Raw genomic sequence first — 21,478 nt, 5'->3', positions numbered from 1 at the left:
CGCGGTCGGCTGCACGGTTCGCGGCGAGGGCCCCCATATGATCCTTCCTCATGGGAGATGCCCGATTTGCCGTGGAACAGCAGGCCGAGCCGGGGCGGCGGTCCGGCGGCGCCTCCCGCCGGGCCGCCGCGTTCGCCGTCTGGTACCTGCGGGCCGTCGCGTTCGTCAACTTCCTGAGCGGGGTGTGGGTTTCGCTGGGGCAGGACGTGCGCCGGCACAACCAGGAGAACCTCTTCACGCCCTACCTGCTGACCGCCGGCTTCGCCTCGGGCGTGTTCACCGCGTTCCTGGCCATCACCATGCGGCGGCGCAAACGGGCCGCCTGGATCCTGAACATGGTGCTGAGCGGGCCGTTCCTGGCTCTGTTCGCCTTCGCCATGACGTTCCCGGAGATCCGGCAGTACGCGCAGAACTGGGTCTCCCTGGCCCTCACGGCCGTCTTCACCGGATCGCTGCTGGCCGGTCGGCGGGAGTTCTACGCCAGGGGTGACCGGTCGAACCCGCGGCTGGCCGCGACCGTGGCGGTGGGCGGCGGCCTGCTCGCCTCGCTGCTCGCCGGTGCGCTGGTCACGGTCACCAACCAGGCCCCGGACGCGGCCCGTTCGACGTTTCTCGAGCGCTGGCACTACGGCACGCTGCGGCTCATCTCGGTGGCCGCGGACGAGAGCCGCTTCCCCGGGATCGACCCGCCCAACTGGGCCAACGTGACGGTCAACGTGCTCAGCACGGCGCTCGTCCTGGCCGTCTTCTACGCCGCCTTCCGCTCGCGGCGCGCCGTGGACCCGCTCACCGAGGACGACGAGAAACGGCTGCGGGCGCTGCTGGAGCGGCACGGGGAGCGGGACTCGCTCGGCTACTTCGCGCTGCGCCGGGAGAAGAGCGTGGTGTGGTCGCCGACCGGGAAGGCGGCCGTCGCCTACCGCGTCGTCGGCGGGGTGAGCCTCGCCTCCGGCGACCCGCTCGGCGACCCGGAGGCGTGGCCCGGGGCGATCGGGCCGTGGCTGACCGAGGCACGGGCGCACGGGTGGATCCCGGCCGTGATGGGGGCGAGCGAGGAGGCGGGCACGGTCTACGCCCGGCACGGTCTGGACGCGCTGGAACTCGGCGACGAGGCGATCGTGGAGGTCGCCGAGTTCACCCTCGAGGGACGGGCGATGCGCACGGTGCGGCAGGCGTACAACCGGGTGCGGCGGGCCGGGTACCGGGTGCGGATCCGGCGGCACGAGGACATTCCGGCGGCGGAGATGGCGTACCTCGTGGAGCGCGCCGACGACTGGCGGGACGGGGCCGGCGAGCGCGGCTTCAGCATGGCGCTGGGGCGGCTCGCGGACCCCGAGGACGGCCGGTGCGTGATGCTGGAGTGCACGGACGCCGGGGGCAGGCTGCGGGCGCTGCTCTCCTTCGTGCCCTGGGGGCCGCACGGGCTGTCCCTCGACCTCATGCGGCGGGACCGGGACTCCGACAACGGGCTGATGGAGTTCATGGTCATCGAGCTGCTGCGGCGGTCCGGGGAGACCGGGATCACGCAGGTCTCGCTCAACTTCGCGATGTTCCGCTCGGTCTTCGAACGTGGCGCGCGCCTCGGCGCCGGTCCGGTGCTGAGGCTGTGGCGGTCGCTGCTCAGCTTCTTCTCCCGCTGGTGGCAGATCGAGTCGCTGTACCGCGCCAACGCGAAGTACCGGCCCATCTGGGAACCGAGGTTCCTGCTCTTCGAGAAGAGCGCGGACCTGCTGCGCATCGGCCTCGCGTCGGCGCGGGCCGAGGGGTTCCTGGGGGGCCTGTCGTCGGATTCCCGGCGTCCGCCCGGGGGGCGGGCCGCGCGGCGTCTGGTGCGCGCGGTCGCGAGGCGCCGCGCGGCAGGCGGGAATCCGGCGACGGGCCCCGACGCTCCCGGGCCGCCGGAGTGGGCGCACCGCAGGCATCTGGAGACGCACCGATGAGGAACGCTTGATGGAGAGGCTCGCCCGCTGGGCCCGTGCCGAGTGGGGGGCGCTGTACGTCACGGTGCGCGGGCCCCTGCGCGAACGGCGGCTGCGGGCGGCGCCGATGGCCGTCGGCGCGGTGTGCCTGACCGCGCTGCTGCAGTACGCGCAGAACCAGCCTTGGGGTTACCGGTTCGTCCAGGACGTGGGGGCGGTGCGGGCCGAGGACCCGCTGTGGCAGGCGCTGTTACGCACGCCGCTGTCGCTGTTCGTGCCGGCCCTGGACCTGCCCGTGTGGGGGGCGCTCGCGCAGATCCTGTTCGTGTTCGGCATCGCCGAGATCTGTCTGGGCTGGTGGCGCACGCTGACCGTGGCCTACGTCGCCACGCTCGCCGGGACGTTGTACGCGCGGACCGGCATCGCCCTCGGCCCGCACGCCCCGTTCGGCCTGCCCGCCTCGGACGCCCGGGTGGTGGACACCGGGCCCTCGGCGGCCGTGGTCGGCCTCGCCGTGTACGTGGGCTGGCGCTACGGCGCCTATGTCACGGCGGGCGCGGTGACCGCGGCGATGGTGGTCGAGGTGCTGCTGAAGGAGAACCTGGCCGGCAAGGAGCACCTGGCCGCCCTGATGGGCGTCGGCGCCCTCTGCCTGGCGGCGGCCCTGCGCCACCGCGCCCCCTACCGCCCCGGCCGTCCCCCCGGCCCCAGCCCCACCCCGCCTCCGCTCCGCCCCTGAACGACCCGCCGGCCCCCTGCCCGGCAGCGGGACGCCGACGGCCACGGGGCTCGCGCCCCCGCGAAGCGCTCAGTGATCGCGGCCTCCAGGGAACCGCCCCGCGCGGAGCGCTCCAGGGCGGCCAGATCGACCGAGCTCGGGACCACTCCACCCCATCAACCCCGGACCGCACCCCGCCCCCCAACCCAGCCGCGAACGCCCCGGCGGCCTCCAGGGAACCGCCCCGCGCGGAGCGCTCCAGGGCGGCGAGGCAGCCAGATCGACCGAGCTGGAGACCGCTCCCCCCATCCACCCCGGACCCACCCCGGACCGCACCCCGCCCCCCAACCCAGCCGCGAACGCCCCGGCGGCCTCCAGGGAACCGCCCAGCGCGGAGCGCTCAGTGGTGGTCCGGGAGGCGGGTCGGGCGGGGGTCGGGTTTGCCGCCGATCCAGTCCTGGACCGCGCGACGGGGGCCGGACCAGCGGCGGTCGTGGCGGTAGGCGCGCAGCGCGGACCTGGCGCGGGCGCGGGGGCGGCGGCCGTAGAAGCGGCGGGCCCACGGGGAGCCGGGGCGGGCCAGGCGGATCGCGCCGACCAGCGCGACCAGCGGCACGATCGCTCCGAAGACCGCGGTGCGGGCCTTGCCCTTGCTCAGGGCGATCAGCGCGAAGAGGAAGTTCACCGCGATGGTGCCGATGACGCTGCCCCTGTTCTCCAGCTCCTGCTCGGACAGGTCGTTGACGCCGAACGGCACGAAGCCGGCCAGCAGCAGGCCGACCAGGGCGGCGGTGAGGACGACGGCCTCGACGCTCTTGCGGCCCTCCGCCGTCCAGTAGACGTCGTCGAGGTGCAGGATCAGCGCGAACTCGTCCAGCACCAGCCCCGCGCCCATCCCGAAGACGACGGCCGCGACGGCCCCGCCGGCGCCGTGCCGGTCGCTGGCGACCGCCCCGAACCCGCCGACGACGGTGAGCACCACCCCCGGGACCACGTGGTGGATGTGCAGTCCGCCCGCCCGGACGTTGCCGAACGGGCCCCTGCCGGCCCGGATCAGCCGGGTGATGACCCGGGTGACGAGGAAGGTCAGCACGAAGGCGGCGAGGGCCAGCAGCAGCGGGAGCTTGCCCGGCTCCAGGATGTTCCGCTCCCACCAGTGCCCCATGTGCGCACATTACCCGCAATTGCCCCGCCCCTGAGTGCCGTTCGCCGGATTCACCTGCCGGGGCCCGGGCCTGCGCCCGGTAGCCTGCGCCGGTGTCCAGGACCCCCTCCCTCCACGGCCTCCGCTTCGCCTTCGGCACGCTCACCGTGCTGCCCGTCCGGGTGCACCGCTGGGACCGGGAGGCCGCCCGCTGGGGCATGCTGACCGCCCCGGTGGCCGGACTCGCCGTCGGCGCCTGCGCGGCCGGGCTCGGGCTGCTGCTGCTCCTGCTGGGCGCCGGTCCGCTGCTCGCCGCCGTCGCCTCGGTGGCCGTACCGGCCGCGCTGACCCGCGGACTGCACCTGGACGGACTCGCCGACACCGCCGACGGGCTGGGCAGCGGCAAGCCTGCCGAGGACGCGCTGCGCATCATGAAGCGGTCGGACATCGGGCCGTTCGGCGTGATCACCCTCCTGCTCGTCCTGCTGGCCCAGACCGCCGCGCTGGCGCAGCTCTACGGCGACTCCTGGACCCGGGGCGCCACCGCCGCGCTGACCTCGGCGGTCACGGCCAGACTGGCGCTCACCCTGGCCGCGCGCGCCGGGGTGCCGGCCGCCCGGCCGGAGGGGCTGGGCGCGGCGGTCGCCGGGGTGGTTCCGGCGCCGGGCGCGCTGGCCGTCGCGGCGGCCGTCACGGCGGGGGCGGCCGTATGGGGCGCGGCCCTCGGCCCGTACGGGGCCCTGCGCGCCGCGGCCTCCGTACCGCTCGCCCTGGCCGCCGCCGAACTGCTGCTGCGCCACTGCACCCGGCGCTTCGGCGGCGTCACCGGCGACGTGTTCGGCGCCCTGGCGGAGACGGCCGCGACGAGCGCCCTCGTGGTGCTGTCCCTCGGCCGCTAGTCTCTCCCGTTCCGCACATCTCTCCCCTTCCGCACACGGACGGGTTTCGATCGGGGGGGATCACCCGTGCTCACGTGCTGCCGGCCGAGGGCCGGTTCCTGCTCCGGCATGGTGTGGCCGGCCGCCGCGGCACTCCTCCCGCTGAACGCGCCGCCGGTGCTCTCCCCCGGCCGCCGCCGCCTCGCCGGCAGCCCGGTCGCCGGGGTGACCCTCGGGGCCGGGGTTCCGGGGCATAGGGATATCCCGAAGGCACGGCCGAGGGATTACCCGAAGGCATGGTCCGGGGACCACCCACGGGCATGAGGGAACGGGCGCACGCGCGTAGTCTCGTCCCGGGTGTTCGCCGACAGGGTGAAGGCCCCGGTTGCCACCCGTCTCCAGGCCTGCGCCTAGGGTCGGCTGTCGGGCCCGGTCGACCCACCCCTTTTCGGCCACAGCAACTTCACATCGGAAGCGAGATCTCACCACCGTGACTGCTCTGACTCTCAGCACCGCCGCGGCGCCCGGCCTGCGGGCCGACGCGATCGTGATCGGTGTCGCCAAGGGTGCCAAGAGGCCCGTCGTCGCGCCGGGCGCCGAGGCCGTGGACAAGGCTTACGACGGCAAGCTGGCCGGCGTCCTGGAGACCCTCGGCGCCTCCGGTGCCGAGGGCGAGCTGACGAAGCTGCCCGCCCCGGGCGGCTTCAAGGCGCCCCTCGTGGTGGCGGTGGGCCTGGGCACGGAGCCCGAGAAGGACGCCGGTTACGACGCCGAGGCCCTGCGCAAGGCCGCCGGTGTGGCCGCCCGTGCCCTCAACGGGACGCGCAAGGCCGCGTTCGCGCTGCCCGTCGACGGTCCCGGCGCCATCGGCGCGATCGGCGAGGGCGTGCTGCTCGGCGCGTACTCCTTCGACACGTACAAGGAGAGCGCCAAGGACGCGCAGGCCAAGAACGGCAAGGCGCCGCTGGCCGAGGCCACGGTGCTCGGCGGCAAGCCGCGCGACGCCGCCCACAAGGGCGCCGTGGCCCGGGCCGCCGCGGTCTCCGAGGAGCTGAACCGCGCCCGCGACCTGATCAACATGCCGCCGAACGACCTCACCCCGCAGGCCTTCGCCGCCATCGCGCAGGGCGCGGCCAAGGAGCACGGCCTCAAGGTGCAGGTGCTCGACGAGAAGGCTCTGGTCAAGGGCGGCTACGGCGGCATCCTGGGCGTCGGCGGCGGCTCGGCGGCGGCCCCGCGGCTGGTCAAGCTGTCGTACTCGCACCCCAAGGCGGACAAGCACCTCGCCCTCGTCGGCAAGGGCATCACCTACGACTCGGGCGGCATCTCGCTGAAGCCGGCCGGCCACAACGAGACGATGAAGTGCGACATGAGCGGCGCCGCCGCCGTGTTCGCCGCCGTCGTCACCGCCGCCCGGCTGGGCCTCAGGGTCAACGTGACCGGCTGGCTGGCGCTGGCCGAGAACATGCCGTCGGGCACCGCCGTCCGCCCGGGCGACGTGCTGCGCATGTACAGCGGCAAGACGGTCGAGGTGCTCAACACCGACGCCGAGGGCCGGCTGGTGCTCGCCGACGCGCTGTGGGCGGCCTCCCAGGAGGCACCCGACGCGATCGTCGACGTCGCCACGCTGACCGGCGCGATGGTGCTGGCGCTGGGCAGCCGCACCTTCGGCGTCATGTCCAACGACGAGGCGTTCCGCTCCGCGGTGCACGAGGCGGCCGAGGAGGTCGGCGAGCCCGCGTGGCCGATGCCGCTGCCCGAGCACCTGCGCAAGGGCATGGACTCCTCCGTCGCCGACATCGCCAACATGGGCGAGCGCATGGGCGGCGGACTGGTCGCCGGCCTCTTCCTGCGCGAGTTCGTGGGCGAGGGGATCACCTGGGCGCACCTCGACATCGCGGGCCCCGCGTTCAACGAGGGCGGCCCGTTCGGCTACACGCCGAAGGGCGGCACCGGCTCCGCCGTCCGCACGCTGGTGCGGCTGGCCGAGCTGACCGCGGCGGGTGACCTGGGCTGATGACCGCCCGGTAGCCCGGGCCGCCCCCTCGCCGGGCGGCCCCGGGAGCGCGGGGACCGTTCGCGCGGTCCCCGCGTCCGCGCCCCCGCGCGCCCGCGTTTGCGGAAGTACGTGGGGTGTCTCACACTCAGGCCCCGCGTCTCGTCCGCCTCGAACAAGTGCAAAGATGGAGCCCGGCAGGACAGGGCCCCCACCGAAGGGCCGAAGCATCAAGCGGCCGGACACCAGCCGCCCGCCGGTCATCGGAGATCGGCGCAAGGCGCACATGCATGGAGGACGTGACGTGGCGAACGACGCCAGCACCGTTTTCGACCTAGTGATCCTCGGCGGTGGTAGCGGTGGTTACGCCGCGGCCCTGCGCGGGGCGCAGCTGGGCCTGGACGTCGCCCTGATCGAGAAGGACAAGGTCGGCGGCACCTGCCTGCACCGGGGTTGCATCCCCACCAAGGCCCTGCTGCACGCGGGCGAGGTCGCCGACCAGGCCCGCGAGAGCGCGCAGTTCGGCGTCAAGGCCACTTTCGAGGGCATCGACATCGCCGGCGTCCACAAGTACAAGGACGGCGTCATCTCCGGCCTGTACAAGGGCCTGCAGGGTCTCGTCGCCTCCCGCAAGGTGACGTACATCGAGGGTGAGGGCCGGCTGTCCTCCCCCACCTCCGTCGACGTGAACGGTCAGCGGATCCAGGGCCGTCACGTCCTGCTGGCGACCGGCTCCGTGCCGAAGTCGCTGCCGGGCCTGGAGATCGACGGCGACCGGATCATCTCCTCCGACCACGCCCTCGTCCTGGACCGCGTGCCGAAGTCCGCGATCATCCTGGGCGGCGGTGTCATCGGCGTCGAGTTCGCCTCGGCGTGGAAGTCCTTCGGCGCCGACGTCACGGTCGTCGAGGGCCTGAAGCACCTCGTCCCGGTGGAGGACGAGAACAGCTCCAAGCTGCTGGAGCGCGCGTTCCGCAAGCGCGGCATCAAGTTCAACCTGGGCACCTTCTTCCAGAAGGCCGAGTACACCCAGGACGGCGTGAAGGTCAGCCTCGCCGACGGCAAGGAGTTCGAGGCCGAGGTCCTGCTCGTCGCCGTCGGCCGCGGCCCGGTCTCCCAGGGCCTCGGCTACGAGGAGCAGGGTGTCGCCATGGACCGCGGCTACGTCCTGGTCGACGAGTACATGCGCACCAACGTCCCGACCATCTCCGCCGTCGGTGACCTGGTCCCGACGCTCCAGCTCGCGCACGTCGGCTTCGCCGAGGGCATCCTGGTGGCGGAGCGTCTGGCCGGTCTGAAGACCGTCCCGATCGACTACGACGGTGTCCCGCGGGTGACGTACTGCCACCCGGAGGTCGCCTCCGTCGGCATCACCGAGGCCAAGGCCAAGGAGATCTACGGCGCGGACAAGGTCGTCGCTCTGAAGTACAACCTGGCGGGCAACGGAAAGAGCAAGATCCTCAACACCGCGGGCGAGATCAAGCTCGTCCAGGTGAAGGACGGTGCCGTGGTCGGCGTCCACATGGTCGGCGACCGCATGGGTGAGCAGGTCGGCGAGGCCCAGCTGATCTACAACTGGGAGGCGCTGCCGGCCGAGGTCGCCCAGCTCATCCACGCCCACCCGACGCAGAACGAGGCTCTCGGCGAGGCGCACCTGGCGCTGGCCGGCAAGCCGCTGCACTCCCACGACTGACCCTTCGGTCAACGGGCGCGACGACACAGACTTTCCGCAATTCGTTAGGAGCAACCGAAACCATGGCGGTTTCCGTAACCCTTCCGGCGCTCGGTGAGAGCGTCACCGAGGGCACTGTCACCCGCTGGCTGAAGGCCGAGGGCGAGCGTGTCGAGGCCGACGAGCCGCTGCTCGAGGTCTCGACCGACAAGGTCGACACCGAGATCCCCTCCCCCGCCGCCGGCGTGCTGGCCTCCATCAAGGTCGCCGAGGACGAGACCGTGGAGGTCGGCGCCGAGCTGGCCGTCATCGACGACGGCTCCGGCGCCCCCGCGGCCGCCCCGGCCCCGGCCGCCGAGCCCGCTCCGGCCGCCGAGCCCGAGCCCGCTCCGCAGGCCGCCCCGTCCACCGAGCAGGCGGCCCCCGCCCCGGCCCCGACCGCCGAGGCGGCCTCCGGCGGCGGTTCCGCCGAGGGCACCGACGTGGTCCTGCCCGCGCTCGGCGAGTCCGTCACCGAGGGCACCGTCACCCGCTGGCTGAAGTCGGTCGGCGACTCCGTCGAGGCCGACGAGCCGCTGCTCGAGGTCTCCACGGACAAGGTCGACACCGAGATCCCGGCGCCCGCCTCCGGCGTGCTGCTCGAGATCGTGGTGAACGAGGACGAGACCGCCGAGGTCGGCGCCAAGCTCGCCGTCATCGGCGCCCCGGGTGCCGCCCCGGCCGCCGCTCCGGCTCCGGCCGCCCCGGCGCCCGCCGCCGCTGCTCCGGCCGCCCCGGCTCCGGCCCCGGCCGCTCCCGCCGCTCCGGCTCCCGCCCCGGCCCCGGCCCAGCCCGCCGCCCCGGCCCAGCCCGCGGCACCGGCTCAGCCCGCGGCCCCCGCGCCGGCCGCCCCGGCCCCGGCTCCGGTCACCCCGGCGGCCGCGCCCACCTCGCCGACCGCCACCCAGGCGACCGACGAGGGCGCGTACGTCACCCCGCTGGTGCGCAAGCTCGCCGCCGAGAACGGCGTCGACCTGGCCACCGTCAAGGGCACCGGCGTCGGCGGCCGCATCCGCAAGCAGGACGTCCTCGCCGCCGCCGAGGCCGCGAAGGCCGCCGCCGCGCCGGCTCCCGCCGCCGCCCCGGCCGCCGCGAAGAAGGCCCCGGCGCTCGAGGTCTCCCCGCTGCGCGGCCAGACCGTCAAGATGCCCCGCATCCGCAAGGTCATCGGCGACAACATGGTCAAGGCCCTGCACGAGCAGGCCCAGCTCTCCTCGGTCGTCGAGGTGGACGTCACCCGTCTGATGAAGCTGCGCGGCAAGGCGAAGGACTCCTTCGCCGCCCGCGAGGGCGTCAAGCTCTCCCCGATGCCGTTCTTCGTCAAGGCCGCCGCCCAGGCGCTGAAGGCCCACCCGGTCATCAACGCCCGGATCAACGAGGCCGAGGGCACCATCACCTACTTCGACTCCGAGAACATCGGAATCGCGGTGGACTCCGAGAAGGGCCTGATGACCCCGGTCATCAAGGGCGCCGGCGACCTGAACATCGCGGGCATCGCCAAGGCCACGGCCGACCTGGCGGGCAAGGTCCGCGCCAACAAGATCACCCCGGACGAGCTGTCCGGCGCGACCTTCACCATCAGCAACACCGGCTCGCGCGGCGCGCTGTTCGACACGATCATCGTGCCGCCGAACCAGGTCGCGATCCTCGGCATCGGTGCCACGGTCAAGCGTCCGGCCGTCATCGAGACCGAGGAGGGCACGGTCATCGGCGTCCGCGACATGACCTACCTGACCCTCTCCTACGACCACCGCCTGGTGGACGGCGCCGACGCCGCCCGCTACCTGACGGCGGTCAAGGCGATCCTGGAGGCGGGCGAGTTCGAGGTCGAGCTCGGCCTCTGACGTCCCAGATCAGGCAGTGCGGCACCCCGTCCGGAGCAATCCGGGCGGGGTGTTCGCGTTTGTCGGGGTGCGCACCGTGTAAGCCTCGTCTCACCTGCGTCAAAGCACCCCCGCGCGCCCTCTGCGCGGCGCGCACCCGCCGTATTGTCTAATCGTCAGCCCCTGGGAGGAGCCCCCATGACCGCGCCCGTCGTCCACTCGCTGCGCGAACAGATCCGCGAGCACATCGTGGAGGGGATCGTGAGCGGTCGCTGGCAGCCGGGCGAGCGCATCGTGGAGCGGCGGATCGCGACCGAGCTGGAGGTCAGCCAGACGCCGGTGCGCGAGGCGCTGCGCGAGCTGGAGTCCCTCCGCCTGATCGAGTCGGCGCCCAACAAGGGCGTCAGGGTCCGCAGCCTCACCGCCGCCGACCTGGAGGAGAGCTACCCCGTCCGGGCCGGTCTGGAGGCCATCGCGGCCGAGCTGGCCGCCGACCGCCTCGCCGAGGACTGCTCGGCCCTGGAACCGCACGTCACCGCCCTGTACGAGGCGGACCGCGCGGCCGACGGCACCGCCCAGGTGCGCCACACGGTCGGCTTCCACCGGGAGCTGGTGCGCGCGGCGGACAACTCGGTGCTGCTGCACACCTGGGAGGGCTTGGGCATCGAGGTGTTCACGGCGCTGTCGATCCGCTGGCTGGGTACGGTCCAGCAGAGCTACGCCGAGGAGCACGAGGAGCTGGTGCAGGCGTTCAAGCGCCGCGATCCCCGCATCCCGGAGCTGGTCAAGGCCCACGTCCTGGGCTGCGCCCCGCGCGCCTGACGCAGTAGAGCGCACCCCCGCTCAAAACGCCGCCCCACCTGCGAAAACCCCCTGCCGGCCCCGACACTCGGTGCCCTTGCGCGAGGCACCCGGTGCCGACTTTCTCGATATCGAGAAGTTTTCCCCTTCACCCCTTTGATCGATCATCGATCACGGAGTTAGAGTCTCGGGCGGACCTCCACCGAGGTCCGCCTGCCCTGTCCTGCCAAAGACCAAGGGCAACCCCGAACCCTTAACGATGAGGGAACCCCCTTCGACTGAGGAAGGCGGCGACATGACCGACCCCAACGCCATCCAGCCGAGCGCGCTCGACCAGCTCCCGGACCGCGACCCGGAGGAGACCGCCGAATGGCAGGCCTCCCTGGACGCCGTGGCAAGGGAGGCCGGGCCGCACCGCGCCGCCTACCTGATGCGGCGCACGCTGGAGCGTGCCGAGGCGGGCGGCGTCGCGCTGCCGAAGCTGCTCGAGACGGACTACGTCAACACCATCCCCACCTCCGCCGAGCCGGCCCTGCCCGGCGACCCGGAGATGGAGGCCCGGATCACCGCCTGGAACCGCTGGAACGCGGCCGCCATGGTGACCCGCGGCGCGAAGCACGGCGTCGGCGGCCACATCGCCACCTTCGCCTCCGCGGCCTGGCTCTACGAGACCGGCTTCAACCACTTCTTCCGCGGCAAGGAGCAGGACGGCTCCGGCGACCAGCTCTACATCCAGGGCCACGCCTCCCCCGGCATCTACGCCCGCGCCTTCCTCGACGGCCGGCTGGACGAGGCGCACCTGGACAACTTCCGCCAGGAGGCCGGCGGCAACGGCCTGCCCTCCTACCCGCACCCGCGCCGGCTGCCCTGGCTGTGGGAGTTCCCGACGGTGTCGATGGGCCTCGGCCCGCTCTCCGCCATCTACCAGGCGCGCTTCAACCGCTACCTCACCAACCGCGGCGTCAAGGACGTCTCCGCCTCCCACGTCTGGGCCTTCCTGGGCGACGGCGAGATGGACGAGCCCGAGTCGACGGCCGCGCTCGCGCTGGCCGCCCGTGAGGAACTGGACAACCTCACCTTCGTCATCAACTGCAACCTGCAGCGCCTCGACGGCCCGGTCCGCGCCAACTTCAAGATCGTGCAGGAGCTGGAGGCCCAGTTCCGCGGCGCCGGCTGGAACGTCGTCAAGACGCTGTGGGGCTCGGCCTGGGACGAGCTGTTCGCCCTCGACACCACCGGGGCGCTGGTACGCCGGCTGCGCCAGGTGCCGGACGCGCAGGTCCAGACGTACCAGACCCGCGACGCCGCCTACATCCGCCAGGACTTCTTCGGCGCCGACCCGGCGCTGGCGGAGATGGCGAAGCTGCTGAGCGACGACAAGATCCTCGAGTGCTTCCACCTCTCGCGCGGCGGTCACGAGGCCCGCAAGGTCTACGCCGCGTACAAGGCGGCCGTCGAGCACAAGGGCGCGCCGACCGTGATCCTGGCCCAGACGGTCAAGGGCCACACCCTCGGCGAGGGCTTCGCGTCGAAGAACGCCAACCACCAGATGAAGAAGCTGTCGGTGGACGAGTTCAAGACGATGCGCGACCTGCTCGACCTGCCGATCAAGGACAGCGACTTCACCGACGGCGTCGTCCCCTACGGCCACCCGGGCGCCGACTCCCCCGAGGTCCGCTACCTCCAGGAGCGCCGCGCGGCCCTCGGCGGTCCCGCCCCGGCCCGCCGCGTCCACCCGCCGGCCCCGCTGCCCGCCCCCGCCGACAAGGCGTTCGCCGCCTTCGACAAGGGCTCCGGCTCCCAGAACGTCGCCACCACCATGGCGTTCGTCCGTCTGGTCAAGGACCTGGTCCGCGACAAGGAGACCGGTAAGCGCTGGGTGCCGATCGTCCCGGACGAGGCGCGCACCTTCGGCATGGAGTCGCTGTTCCCGTCCCTGGGCATCTACTCCCCCAAGGGCCAGACGTACGAGCCGGTCGACCGCGACCAGCTCATGTACTACAAGGAGGCCAAGAACGGCCAGATCCTCAACGAGGGGATCACCGAGGCCGGTTCGATGGCCGACTTCATCGCCGCGTCCACCGCGTACGCGACGCACGGCGAGGCGATGATCCCGTTCTACATCTTCTACTCGATGTTCGGCTGGCAGCGCACCGCCGACCAGATGTGGCAGCTCGGCGACCAGCTCGGCCGCGGCTTCCTGGTCGGGGCCACGGCGGGCCGCACCACGCTGACCGGCGAGGGCCTGCAGCACGCCGACGGCCACTCCCCGGTGATCGCGGCCACCAACCCGGCCGCGCTCAGCTACGACCCGGCCTTCGCCTACGAGATCGCGGTGATCGTCCGCGAGGGTCTGCGCCGGATGTACGGCGAGGCCAAGCCGGGCGAGGACCAGAACGTCTTCTACTACCTCACCGTCTACAACGAGCCGCTGCCCCAGCCGGCCAAGCCGGCCGGGCCCGGCGTCGACGAGGGCATCGTCAAGGGCCTGTACCGCTTCAACACGGCGGAGACGGCGGGTGTGACCGCCCCGGCCAACGCGCCGCGCATCCAGCTTCTCGGCTCGGGCACGGCGATCCACTGGACCCTCGAGGCGCAGAAGCTGCTGGCCGAGGAGTGGGGCGTGGCCGCCGACGTGTGGTCCGCGACCTCCTGGGGCGAGCTGCGCCGCGACGCGCTCGACGCCGACGCGGCCCTGCTGCGCGGCGAGGAGCGGGTGCCGTACGTACGGCAGGCGCTCCAGGGCGCCGAGGGCCCGGTGCTGGCCGTCTCGGACTACATGCGCCAGGTCCCGGACCAGATCGCGCAGTGGGTCGAGCAGGACTGGTCCTCGCTGGGCGCGGACGGCTTCGGCCTCTCCGACACCCGTGAGGCGGCCCGCCGCCACTTCGGCGTCGACGCCCGGTCGATCGTCGTCGCGGCGCTCGCCCAGCTCGCCAAGCGCGGCGAGGTCAAGGCGAGCGCGGTGAAGGAGGCCCGGGAGAAGTACGGGCTGTAGGCAACTGGCTCCCACCGATTCCTGACAAGGGGCACGGCGACCGCCGTGCCCCTTGTCGTGTCAGTGGGTCCCGGCATCATGAACCCATGCGCGCCGCCCGCCTCATCAAGATGGTGCTCCTCCTGCAGTCCCGGCCGTCCATGACCGCCGCCGAACTGGCGCGGGAGCTGGAGGTGTCGGAGCGGACGGTCACCCGGGACGCGCAGGCGCTGTCCGAGGCGGGCGTGCCGGTGTACGCGGACCGGGGGCGGGCCGGCGGCTACCGGCTGATCGACGGCTACCGGACGCGGCTGACGGGGCTGGCGCGCACCGAGGCCGAGGCGCTGTTCCTGAGCGGGGTGCCGGGAGCGCTGCGGGAGATGGGCCTGCAGGACGCCGCAGGCGCCGCCCGGCTGAAGGTCTCCGCCGCGCTGCTGCCCTCCCTGCGCGACGCCCCGGACAGCGCCGCCCGGCGCTTCCACCTGGACGCGCCCGCCTGGTTCCGCGAGCCGGAGACGCCGGGGCTGCTGCCGGTGATCGCCGAGGCGGTGTGGGCCGACCGCCGGATCGGCGCCGTGTACCGGCGCGGGGAGGGGTCGGTGGAGCGGGAACTGGAGCCGTACGGGCTCGTGCTGAAGGCCGGCGTCTGGTACCTGTGCGCGCGGGTGGCGGACGGCGGTGTCTTCCGGACGTACCGCATCGACCGGTTCAGCGCGGTCGACGCCCTCGAGGAGCGCTTCGAGCGGGTCGCGGACTTCGATCTCGCCGCGTTCTGGGCCGGGCAGGTGGAGCGGTTCGCCCGGTCGCTGCTGCGCGCCGGGGTCGTCGTGCGGCTGTCCCCGCGGGGCGCGCGCAGACTGCCGTACGCCGTGGACCCGCTCGCCGCGCGCGAGGCGCTCGCGAGCGCGGGCGAGCCGGACGGCGAGGGGTGGGTGACGGTGACCGTGCCGGTGGAGTCGGAGGACGTCGCGCACGGGCAGCTCACGGCGCTGGGGCCGGAGGCGGAGGTGCTGGCGCCGGCGGGCCTGCGGGAGCGGTTCGCGGCGGACGCGGCCCGGCTCGCCGCGCGCTACGGGCGCGGGGACGGGGACGGGGACGGGGACGGGGACGGGGACGGGGACGGGGACGGGGACGGGGGATAACGATCCGCCGCACTCCGCGTGCGCCCCACCGGCGCAGGCCCGATGCTGGTGGCGTGATGGACGAGACGGAGTTCTGGGAGCTGATCGACGCGACCCGGGAGGCGGCCGAGGGCGACCCCGAGGAACAGGCCGACCTGCTCGTGGAACGGCTGCTCCAGTTCGACCCGGAGCTGGTCCTCGACTTCGCCCGTCACTTCGAGGCCCGCTACAACCGGGCCTACCACTGGGACCTGTGGGGCGCTGCCTGGGTCCTGCTGGACGGGGCCAGCGACGACGCGTTCGACTACTTCCGCTGCTGGCTGATCGGCCAGGGCCGGGAGGTCTTCGAGGGCGCCCTGCACGACCCGGACGCCCTGGCCGACCTGCTCGGGGACTTCGACGAGGAGATCGACGGCGACGGCGAGGAGCTGGGCTACGCGGCGGACGAGGCGTACGAGCAGCTCACCGGCACCGTCGCCCCGGACCTGGGCATCGCCCCGGCGCCGGCCGAGCCGGAGGGCACCCCGATCCCGTTCGAGAACGAGCGGGTGCTCGCCGAGCGCTATCCCCGCCTGTGGGAGCGCTTCAGGGAGTAGCCGTGCCGGACGCGGGCGGCACCGGGCCCGTGCGCCTGCGGGCGGTGTCCGCCGGCGGCCAGGCCCCCGTGCCGGCCCTGTCCGGGTGGTGCGGGGGCGCGGCGTTGGCCTGGCCGAGGGCGGACGCGGTGGCGGCGGCCGGGCCGAGGACGACGGCCGCGGCCGCGCACACCGCCGCCCAGGTCCGGCGTGCCGCCCGGGTCCGGTCGGCTTGTCGTTCGGGTCGCCCGCTGCCGCTCATGGTCGCCGCCTCCGCTCGTCCCGCGCCGTGCCCGGCCCGTCGTCCCGCTCCGCACCGGGCGCCTCGTGGCCGGCTTCAGGACCTGGGCCGCTGAGCGGGCCTCGGGTCTGCTGTGGCCTCGCTGTGGGCGGCCGGCCCTGGAGCCGGGCCGCCGTCCGCCTGATCTCCGGCAGCCGGGCGGTCAGGGCGGCGCCGGGGCAGTTCGTCATGAAGCCCTCGTCGTGGCCGGCCACCGCGGGCAGGGTGGCGGCGGTGCCGGCCTTGAAGCGGCTGCCCCCGTTGCTGGACACCAGCCGGGCCCGGCCGCGCGGGTCGACGTCGGCGAGGCCGAGCTTCCAGGCGGCGAGGGCGGCGATCGCGTCGGTCATGGCCCGCGGGACGGGCTCGCCCTCGGTGAAGCTGCCGAGGGCGGCGACACCGGCGGTGCGGTGGTTGAAGCCCTGGGTGTGGGCGCCGGTGACGGGCCGGTCCACTCCTCCGGCGCGGCCTTCGTAGATGGTGCCGCAGCGGTCGACGAGGAAGTTGTAGCCGATGTCGTCCCAGCGGCGGTCGCCGGTCTGCCCGGCGTACAGGCCGCGGATGATGCGGGGCGCGTCGGCGCAGTCGTACCGGTTGGGCGAGTCGGTGTGGTGGACGAAGACGGCGACCACCTTGTCGTCGTAGCGCGGGGGCGGCTGGCTGTGCGGGGCGGTGGCCGCGTCCAGCCAGACGGAGCGGGGCAGGATGTGCGGCCGGGGGGCGTGGTGGGCCGTGGTCTCCGGATCCGCGCCGGGGTGGGGCGGGCGGAGCGGGACGGCGCCCTCCACGCCCCGGGCGCACAGGGCCAGCGCCAGGACGGCCAGCAGGCCGGGCAGGCAGCCGAGCAGCACGGGTACGGCGCCGGGGACGCGGGCGGTCCGCCGTCCGCGTGTTCCCGGCGCCCTTGGCGGGACGCGCATGGTCCCACTGTCGGCTCGCTCCGCCGTGCTCGCGATGTGGGGTGTGCCACCTGGTGGAACCATCGTCCTTGTCCAGGCCGTTTCCGGGGATATACGCACAACGTGACCGGTTCGCGGTCCGGATGGCCGCTCACCCGCGCGGGACCGGTCATCGGGGCCGCCCGGCCCGTATCTCAGGGGGTCCGAGAGAAAGGCGGCTCCGTGGACCTGCTCGACCTGGTGCTAGCGCTGGTGGTCGTCGTCTACGCGGCGTCCGGTTACCGGCGCGGTCTGCTGGCCGGCTGCCTGTCCCTGGCCGGGTTCGTGGGCGGTGCGGCGGTCGGGGTGTGGATGCTGCCCTGGGTGACCGGGCTCGCGGCGCGCGGCTCCGCGACGGCGACCGTGCTCGCGGTGCTGACCGTGCTGGTGCCGGGGGTGGTGGGGCACGAGCTGGCGGGCCGGCCGGCGCTGCGACTGCGGCGCGAGCTGGACCGGGAGGGCCGGGGACCGTTGCGGGTGGCGGACGGGCTCGGGGGCGCGGCGGCCAACTCGGCCGCCGTGCTGATCGTGGCCTGGGTCGCGGCGAGCGTGCTGGGCGCCTCCTCCTCGCAGACCGTGACGACGGCGATCCGTGACTCGGCGGTGCTGGGCGCGGTGCAGCGGACGATGCCGGACACCACCCCGGCGTGGTTCTCACGGGCCACCTCCGCGCTGACCGAGGCGGGCTTCCCGCAGGTCTTCAACCCGTTCGAGAACGAGTCGACGGCCCAGGTCACCCGGCCCACCGGCGACAGCGTCACGCCCGCGGCGGCGAACGCGGCCAGGCGCAGCTCGGTGAAGATCGAGGGTGCGGCCGGCGCCGAGGGCCGGGAGGGCAGCGGCTTCGTGTACGCGGCGCGGCACGTGATGACCAACGCGCACGTGGTGGCGGGCATCGACCACCCGAGCGTCCGGGTGGGCGGGGTCGGGCCGGCCTACCTGGCGCGGGTGGTGCTGTTCGACCCGGACCGGGACCTGGCGGTGCTGTACGTGCCCCGGCTGCGTGCCCCGGTGCTGCGGCTCGACCACGGCGCGGTGCGCGGCGACCCGGCCGTGGTCGCCGGCTATCCGCAGGACGGCGGCCTGGACCTGCAGGCGGCCACGGTGGCGAACCGGGTGCAGGCGCGGGGCCAGAACATCTACGGCACCCGTACGGTCACCCGGGAGATCTACTCGATCCGCTCCACGGTCCGGCCGGGCAACTCCGGCGGCCCGCTGCTGTCGGCCGACGGCCGGGTGCTCGGCGTGGTCTTCGCCCGGTCCACCTCGGACGCCGAGACGGGGTACGCGCTGACGGCGGACGAGGTGGCGGGCGACGCCTCGCGCGCGGCCACGGCGACGGCGCCGGTCGGCACCGGCCGCCTCGTCACGTCGTAGCGCGCGGGCCGCGCCTGCCGGGCGCCGCCCGCGGGCGGCGCGGGGGCAGGGCCCTCAGAGTGCGCGTCCCATGAGCACGTCGTCGACGAACGCGCCCTCGATCAGCCACTCCCCGGGCAGCACGCCCTCGACCGCGAAGCCCTGGGACTCGTAGAGCCGCCGGGCCGGGGTGTTGTGCCCGAGCACGCGCAGGGTGAGGCGCCGCGCGCCGCGCGCCCGCGCCTCCTCGACGGCGGCCCGGACCAGCGCGCCGCCGACGCCCCTGCCCCGGGCCTCGTCGGAGACGACCAGACCCTGGATCTGGCGGACGTGCGCGTTGGCGGCCAGCGCGGTGGGCAGGGCGAGGCGGATGTAGCCGGCGACGCGCCCGTCCAGTTCGGCGACGAGGTAGTCCCCCGGCTGGTGGCGCTCGTCGAAGAAGGGCGGGTACGGCGGCCGCGGCGCGGGCAGTACGGCGTGCAGCGGGGACCAGGCGGCCCGGTCGAGGAGGGCCAGCTCCTCCTCGTCGGCGGGCCGGGCGATGCGTATGGACGGCATGGAGATCACCTTAAGCAGGCCGGAGAAGGACGGCTCCGGCGGGGAAGGATGGGCGCATGGAACGTTCGCGAATCGCGGTGGCCGGTGCGTCCGGTCTCATCGGCAGCGCCCTGGTGCGGTCCCTGACCGCGGACGGGCACGAGGTGGTGCGTCTGGTGCGGCGTGCGCCCCGGGACGAAGGCGAGGTCCGCTGGGACCCGGAGCGGCAGCAGGTGGACGCGGCCGGACTGGCCGGCTGCGACGCCGTGGTCAATCTCGCCGGGGCGGGGATCGGCGACCGGCGCTGGACCCCGGAGTACAAGCGGCTGATCCGGGACAGCCGGGTGCTCGGCACGGCCGCGCTGGCGGAGGCGGTGGCCTCGCTGGACACCCCGCCGCGGGTCTATGTGAGCGGCAGCGCGATGGGCATCTACGGCGACACCGGCGACCGCGCGGTGGACGAGGACGCGCCGCCCGGGGACGGGTTCCTGCCCTCTCTGTGCGTGGAGTGGGAGGAGGCGGCCGCGCCCGTGCGGGAGGCGGGGGTGCGCACGGTGTTCCTGCGCACGGGTCTGGTGGTCGCGCGCGGCGGCGGAGCCTGGGGGCGGCTGTTCCCGCTGTTCAAGGCGGGGCTGGGGGGACGCCTGGGGAGCGGACGGCAGTACTGGTCGTACATCGCGCTGCACGACGAGGTCGCCGCGATCCGGCACCTCATCGACGACGACGGCGCGTCCGGGCCGTACAACCTGACCGCCCCGCAGCCGCTGACGAACCGTGAGGTCACGGAGGCGATGGGGCGGGTGCTGCACCGGCCGACGCTGTTCGCGGTGCCGGAGCCGGTGCTGCGGGCGGCGCTGGGCGAGATGGCCGGCGACGTGCTGGGCAGTCAGCGGGTGCTGCCGAAGCGGCTGCTGGAGTCGGGGTTCACGTTCGCGTTCCCGGGCATCGAGGACGCGATCCGCGCGGCCTGACCGGTCCCCAGGGGGCCCCGCCGGCGTCTCCTGCGTCCTCCTGTGATCTGGTGAGTTCTCTTGTGACCGAATGCGACCGCCGTGCGACCGTGCCCTGTCGATGCGCGGACTACCACTGACCGGTCCGGGACCTAACCTCAAGCCGAACTCGGGTATCCCCGGAGCCTGTTGGGGGCATGACGTCTCCACCGGCCGCGCAACCACAGGAGGGGCCTCGTGCTTGAGCCCGCGTACCAGGTGGACGTCGTCATCGTGGGAGCCGGGATCGCCGGACTCTCGGCGGCTCACCGGCTCGCCAGCGCAGGAGTAACCACCGCAGTCCTGGAGGCCGCCCCTTGTGCGGGCGGCCGTATGTCGACCGAGAAGGTCGACGGCTTCCGGCTCGACCGCGTCGGACAGCTGCTGTCCACGTCCTACCCCGAACTCCGCCTGACCCCGGGGCTCGGTGCGCTCGCCCTGCGCCGGTTCGCGCCGGGCGTGCTGCTGCATCGTGACGGGCGCACGCACCGCGCGGGCGCCCCGGCGGCTGCGGGGAGCGCAAGGGGCGCACTTCATGTGGTGCGCGCCCTGGCAAGCGCCCCTCGCGGCCCGGCGGCCTCACCCGGCCGGGCCGGCGCGCCGGTCGGCGGCGCCGTCGACCAGGCCCGCCTCGGCACCGCGCTGGGCCGGATCGCCGCCACCCCGGTCGAACGCCTGCTCTCCCGGCCCGAGCTGCCCGCCGCGCAGGCGCTCGCGGCCCGGGGCGTACCGGCCCGCACGATCGAGGGCTTCCTGCGTCCGCTGCTCGCCGCGCTGCTGTGCGACCCGGAGCTGACCACGTCCAGCCGGTGCGCGGATCTGGCGCTGCGCGCCTTCGCGAGCGGCCGGCTGTGCGTGCCGGAGGGCGGCGCCGAGGCGCTGCCCGAGCTGCTGGCCGGGACGCTGCCGCCCGGCACCGTGCGCACCGGGGTGCGGGTCACCTCGGTCTCCACCACCTCGGTGACCACCGCCGAGCACGGCGAGATCCGGTGCCGCGCGGTGCTGCTGGCGACCGATGCGCGGGCCGCGGCGGAGCTGCTGCCGGGCCTCAGGGTGCCGGACTTCCACCCGGTGACGGTCGTGCACCACACCACGGACGACCCGGCGCCGGCCTTCGCGACCGGCACCTCGCTGCTGCTGGACGCCGACCGCGGCGGACCGGTCGCGCACACGGCGGTGCTCAGCAACGTCGACCCGAGCCGGGCGCCGGCCGGCCGGGTGCTGATCTCCTCGACCGTGCTGGGCGCCCCGCCCGACGGGATCGACACGGCCGTGCGCATCCACCTGTCCCGGCTGTACGGCACCTCGACGCGGCGCTGGGAGACGCTGGCCGTGCACCACACCCCGGAGGCGGTGCCCGCCATGCGTCCCCCGCACGACCTGCGCCGCCCGGTACGGCTGCTGGCCGGCCTCTACGTCTGCGGCGACCACCGGGACACCAGCACCGTCCAGGGCGCCCTGCACTCGGCACACCGGGCGGCGGCGGCCGTCCTCGCGGACCTCGGGGCCGCGGGGTCGGTGAACCGGTCCGAACCCGCGCCCACCCTGCCGAGGGCCGCCTGAGCCGCCGCGGACCGGGCCCGTCCGGCATGGTCCGCGGACGGGCCCCAGGCCCGCTGCGGAAGCGGCCTCCGCCGCGCGGCGCCCGGCACGCGGCCGCCCTCCGGGCGACGAGGCCGCTCCCGCGACGGGCCCCGGGCCCCGCCCGACGATTC

The 21,478-nt window shown here is 74.2% G+C and carries 17 protein-coding genes; 13 read left to right on the top strand and 4 right to left on the bottom strand.

The genetic code is table 11. From position 1 onward, the window contains the following. Window positions 1-50: 50 nt before the first annotated feature. Window positions 51-1,940, top strand: a complete 1,890-nt coding sequence (locus tag ACFQ9Z_RS06225) for a phosphatidylglycerol lysyltransferase domain-containing protein (protein ID WP_383011466.1) — start codon at window positions 51-53, stop codon at window positions 1,938-1,940. 10 nt (window positions 1,941-1,950) lie between these two features. After that, entirely contained in the window at window positions 1,951-2,658 is a 708-nt protein-coding gene (locus ACFQ9Z_RS06220; protein ID WP_383011462.1) for a hypothetical protein, read from the top strand. Between the two features lie 379 nt (window positions 2,659-3,037). Here the strand turns inward: ACFQ9Z_RS06220 and ACFQ9Z_RS06215 are convergent, their stop codons facing one another. Continuing rightward, complete coding sequence (locus ACFQ9Z_RS06215) at window positions 3,038-3,802, bottom strand: hypothetical protein (RefSeq protein WP_383011459.1); 765 nt, start codon at window positions 3,800-3,802, stop codon at window positions 3,038-3,040. Between the two features lie 92 nt (window positions 3,803-3,894). Between ACFQ9Z_RS06215 and ACFQ9Z_RS06210 the strand changes: the two genes are divergently transcribed. From ACFQ9Z_RS06210 to ACFQ9Z_RS06175, 8 genes are all read left to right on the top strand, one after another. Then, window positions 3,895-4,680: an adenosylcobinamide-GDP ribazoletransferase gene (locus ACFQ9Z_RS06210; protein WP_383011456.1), complete on the top strand. Its 786-nt coding sequence runs from the start codon at window positions 3,895-3,897 to the stop codon at window positions 4,678-4,680. 469 nt (window positions 4,681-5,149) lie between these two features. After that, entirely contained in the window at window positions 5,150-6,676 is a 1,527-nt protein-coding gene (locus ACFQ9Z_RS06205) for a leucyl aminopeptidase (RefSeq protein ID WP_383011453.1), read from the top strand. A gap of 283 nt (window positions 6,677-6,959) precedes the next feature. Further along, window positions 6,960-8,348: a dihydrolipoyl dehydrogenase gene (lpdA, locus tag ACFQ9Z_RS06200; RefSeq protein ID WP_365290421.1), complete on the top strand. Its 1,389-nt coding sequence runs from the start codon at window positions 6,960-6,962 to the stop codon at window positions 8,346-8,348. A gap of 62 nt (window positions 8,349-8,410) precedes the next feature. Continuing rightward, window positions 8,411-10,210, top strand: coding sequence for a 2-oxoglutarate dehydrogenase, E2 component, dihydrolipoamide succinyltransferase (gene sucB / locus ACFQ9Z_RS06195; protein ID WP_383011448.1), 1,800 nt, complete (start codon window positions 8,411-8,413; stop codon window positions 10,208-10,210). A gap of 177 nt (window positions 10,211-10,387) precedes the next feature. Continuing rightward, complete coding sequence (locus ACFQ9Z_RS06190; protein ID WP_383011445.1) at window positions 10,388-11,011, top strand: GntR family transcriptional regulator; 624 nt, start codon at window positions 10,388-10,390, stop codon at window positions 11,009-11,011. Window positions 11,012-11,285: 274 nt separating this feature from the next. Next, the gene (aceE, locus tag ACFQ9Z_RS06185; RefSeq protein WP_383011442.1) at window positions 11,286-13,988 is read left to right on the top strand and encodes a pyruvate dehydrogenase (acetyl-transferring), homodimeric type; all 2,703 of its coding nucleotides are present in this window, start codon (window positions 11,286-11,288) and stop codon (window positions 13,986-13,988) included. Between the two features lie 86 nt (window positions 13,989-14,074). Continuing rightward, window positions 14,075-15,109, top strand: a complete 1,035-nt coding sequence (locus ACFQ9Z_RS06180) for a helix-turn-helix transcriptional regulator (protein ID WP_383011439.1) — start codon at window positions 14,075-14,077, stop codon at window positions 15,107-15,109. Between the two features lie 56 nt (window positions 15,110-15,165). After that, on the top strand, window positions 15,166-15,684 hold the full coding sequence (locus ACFQ9Z_RS06175) for a DUF4240 domain-containing protein (protein WP_383011848.1): 519 nt from the start codon (window positions 15,166-15,168) through the stop codon (window positions 15,682-15,684). On the opposite strand, the gene ACFQ9Z_RS06170 is transcribed toward ACFQ9Z_RS06175, so the two are convergent. Both ACFQ9Z_RS06170 and ACFQ9Z_RS06165 read right to left on the bottom strand, forming a co-directional pair. Next, entirely contained in the window at window positions 15,674-15,925 is a 252-nt protein-coding gene (locus ACFQ9Z_RS06170) for a hypothetical protein (protein WP_383011436.1), read from the bottom strand. The two genes, ACFQ9Z_RS06175 and ACFQ9Z_RS06170, sit on opposite strands and share 11 nt — an antisense overlap. Then, window positions 15,922-16,926 carry a peptidoglycan recognition protein gene (locus ACFQ9Z_RS06165; RefSeq protein WP_383011431.1) on the bottom strand — a complete coding sequence of 335 codons (1,005 nt, stop codon included), beginning with the start codon at window positions 16,924-16,926 and terminating at the stop codon, window positions 15,922-15,924. Before ACFQ9Z_RS06165 ends, ACFQ9Z_RS06170 begins: the two co-directional genes overlap by 4 nt. A 138-nt stretch (window positions 16,927-17,064) precedes the next feature. On the opposite strand from ACFQ9Z_RS06165, the gene ACFQ9Z_RS06160 reads away from it, so the two are divergent. Continuing rightward, window positions 17,065-18,258: a MarP family serine protease gene (locus ACFQ9Z_RS06160; protein ID WP_383011428.1), complete on the top strand. Its 1,194-nt coding sequence runs from the start codon at window positions 17,065-17,067 to the stop codon at window positions 18,256-18,258. 54 nt (window positions 18,259-18,312) lie between these two features. On the opposite strand, the gene ACFQ9Z_RS06155 is transcribed toward ACFQ9Z_RS06160, so the two are convergent. Next, window positions 18,313-18,795: a GNAT family N-acetyltransferase gene (locus ACFQ9Z_RS06155; RefSeq protein ID WP_383011424.1), complete on the bottom strand. Its 483-nt coding sequence runs from the start codon at window positions 18,793-18,795 to the stop codon at window positions 18,313-18,315. 56 nt (window positions 18,796-18,851) lie between these two features. Here ACFQ9Z_RS06155 and ACFQ9Z_RS06150 point away from each other — a divergent pair, with 56 nt between their 5' ends. Together ACFQ9Z_RS06150 and ACFQ9Z_RS06145 are read left to right on the top strand one after the other, a co-directional pair. Beyond that, window positions 18,852-19,745, top strand: a complete 894-nt coding sequence (locus ACFQ9Z_RS06150) for a TIGR01777 family oxidoreductase (RefSeq protein ID WP_383011420.1) — start codon at window positions 18,852-18,854, stop codon at window positions 19,743-19,745. Window positions 19,746-19,961: 216 nt separating this feature from the next. Further along, entirely contained in the window at window positions 19,962-21,326 is a 1,365-nt protein-coding gene (locus ACFQ9Z_RS06145; protein ID WP_383011417.1) for an NAD(P)/FAD-dependent oxidoreductase, read from the top strand. Window positions 21,327-21,478: the final 152 nt, after the last annotated feature.

The sequence above is a fragment of the Streptomyces sp. NPDC056580 genome, assembly GCF_042793175.1.
Lineage (GTDB): Bacteria > Actinomycetota > Actinomycetes > Streptomycetales > Streptomycetaceae > Streptomyces.
This window is presented reverse-complemented; position numbering and strand designations above follow the sequence as displayed.

What these genes read in the sequence shown, in the direction of transcription:
- ACFQ9Z_RS06225 (WP_383011466.1), top strand. Translation starts at nt 51, where the DNA reads ATGGGAGATGCCCGATTTGCCGTGGAACAGCAGGCCGAGCCGGGGCGG.
- ACFQ9Z_RS06220 (WP_383011462.1), top strand. Translation starts at nt 1,951, where the DNA reads ATGGAGAGGCTCGCCCGCTGGGCCCGTGCCGAGTGGGGGGCGCTGTAC.
- ACFQ9Z_RS06215 (WP_383011459.1), bottom strand. Translation starts at nt 3,802, where the DNA reads ATGGGGCACTGGTGGGAGCGGAACATCCTGGAGCCGGGCAAGCTCCCG.
- sucB (WP_383011448.1), top strand. Translation starts at nt 8,411, where the DNA reads ATGGCGGTTTCCGTAACCCTTCCGGCGCTCGGTGAGAGCGTCACCGAG.
- ACFQ9Z_RS06190 (WP_383011445.1), top strand. Translation starts at nt 10,388, where the DNA reads ATGACCGCGCCCGTCGTCCACTCGCTGCGCGAACAGATCCGCGAGCAC.
- aceE (WP_383011442.1), top strand. Translation starts at nt 11,286, where the DNA reads ATGACCGACCCCAACGCCATCCAGCCGAGCGCGCTCGACCAGCTCCCG.
- ACFQ9Z_RS06180 (WP_383011439.1), top strand. Translation starts at nt 14,075, where the DNA reads ATGCGCGCCGCCCGCCTCATCAAGATGGTGCTCCTCCTGCAGTCCCGG.
- ACFQ9Z_RS06175 (WP_383011848.1), top strand. Translation starts at nt 15,166, where the DNA reads ATGGACGAGACGGAGTTCTGGGAGCTGATCGACGCGACCCGGGAGGCG.
- ACFQ9Z_RS06170 (WP_383011436.1), bottom strand. Translation starts at nt 15,925, where the DNA reads ATGAGCGGCAGCGGGCGACCCGAACGACAAGCCGACCGGACCCGGGCG.
- ACFQ9Z_RS06165 (WP_383011431.1), bottom strand. Translation starts at nt 16,926, where the DNA reads ATGGTTCCACCAGGTGGCACACCCCACATCGCGAGCACGGCGGAGCGA.
- ACFQ9Z_RS06155 (WP_383011424.1), bottom strand. Translation starts at nt 18,795, where the DNA reads ATGCCGTCCATACGCATCGCCCGGCCCGCCGACGAGGAGGAGCTGGCC.
- ACFQ9Z_RS06150 (WP_383011420.1), top strand. Translation starts at nt 18,852, where the DNA reads ATGGAACGTTCGCGAATCGCGGTGGCCGGTGCGTCCGGTCTCATCGGC.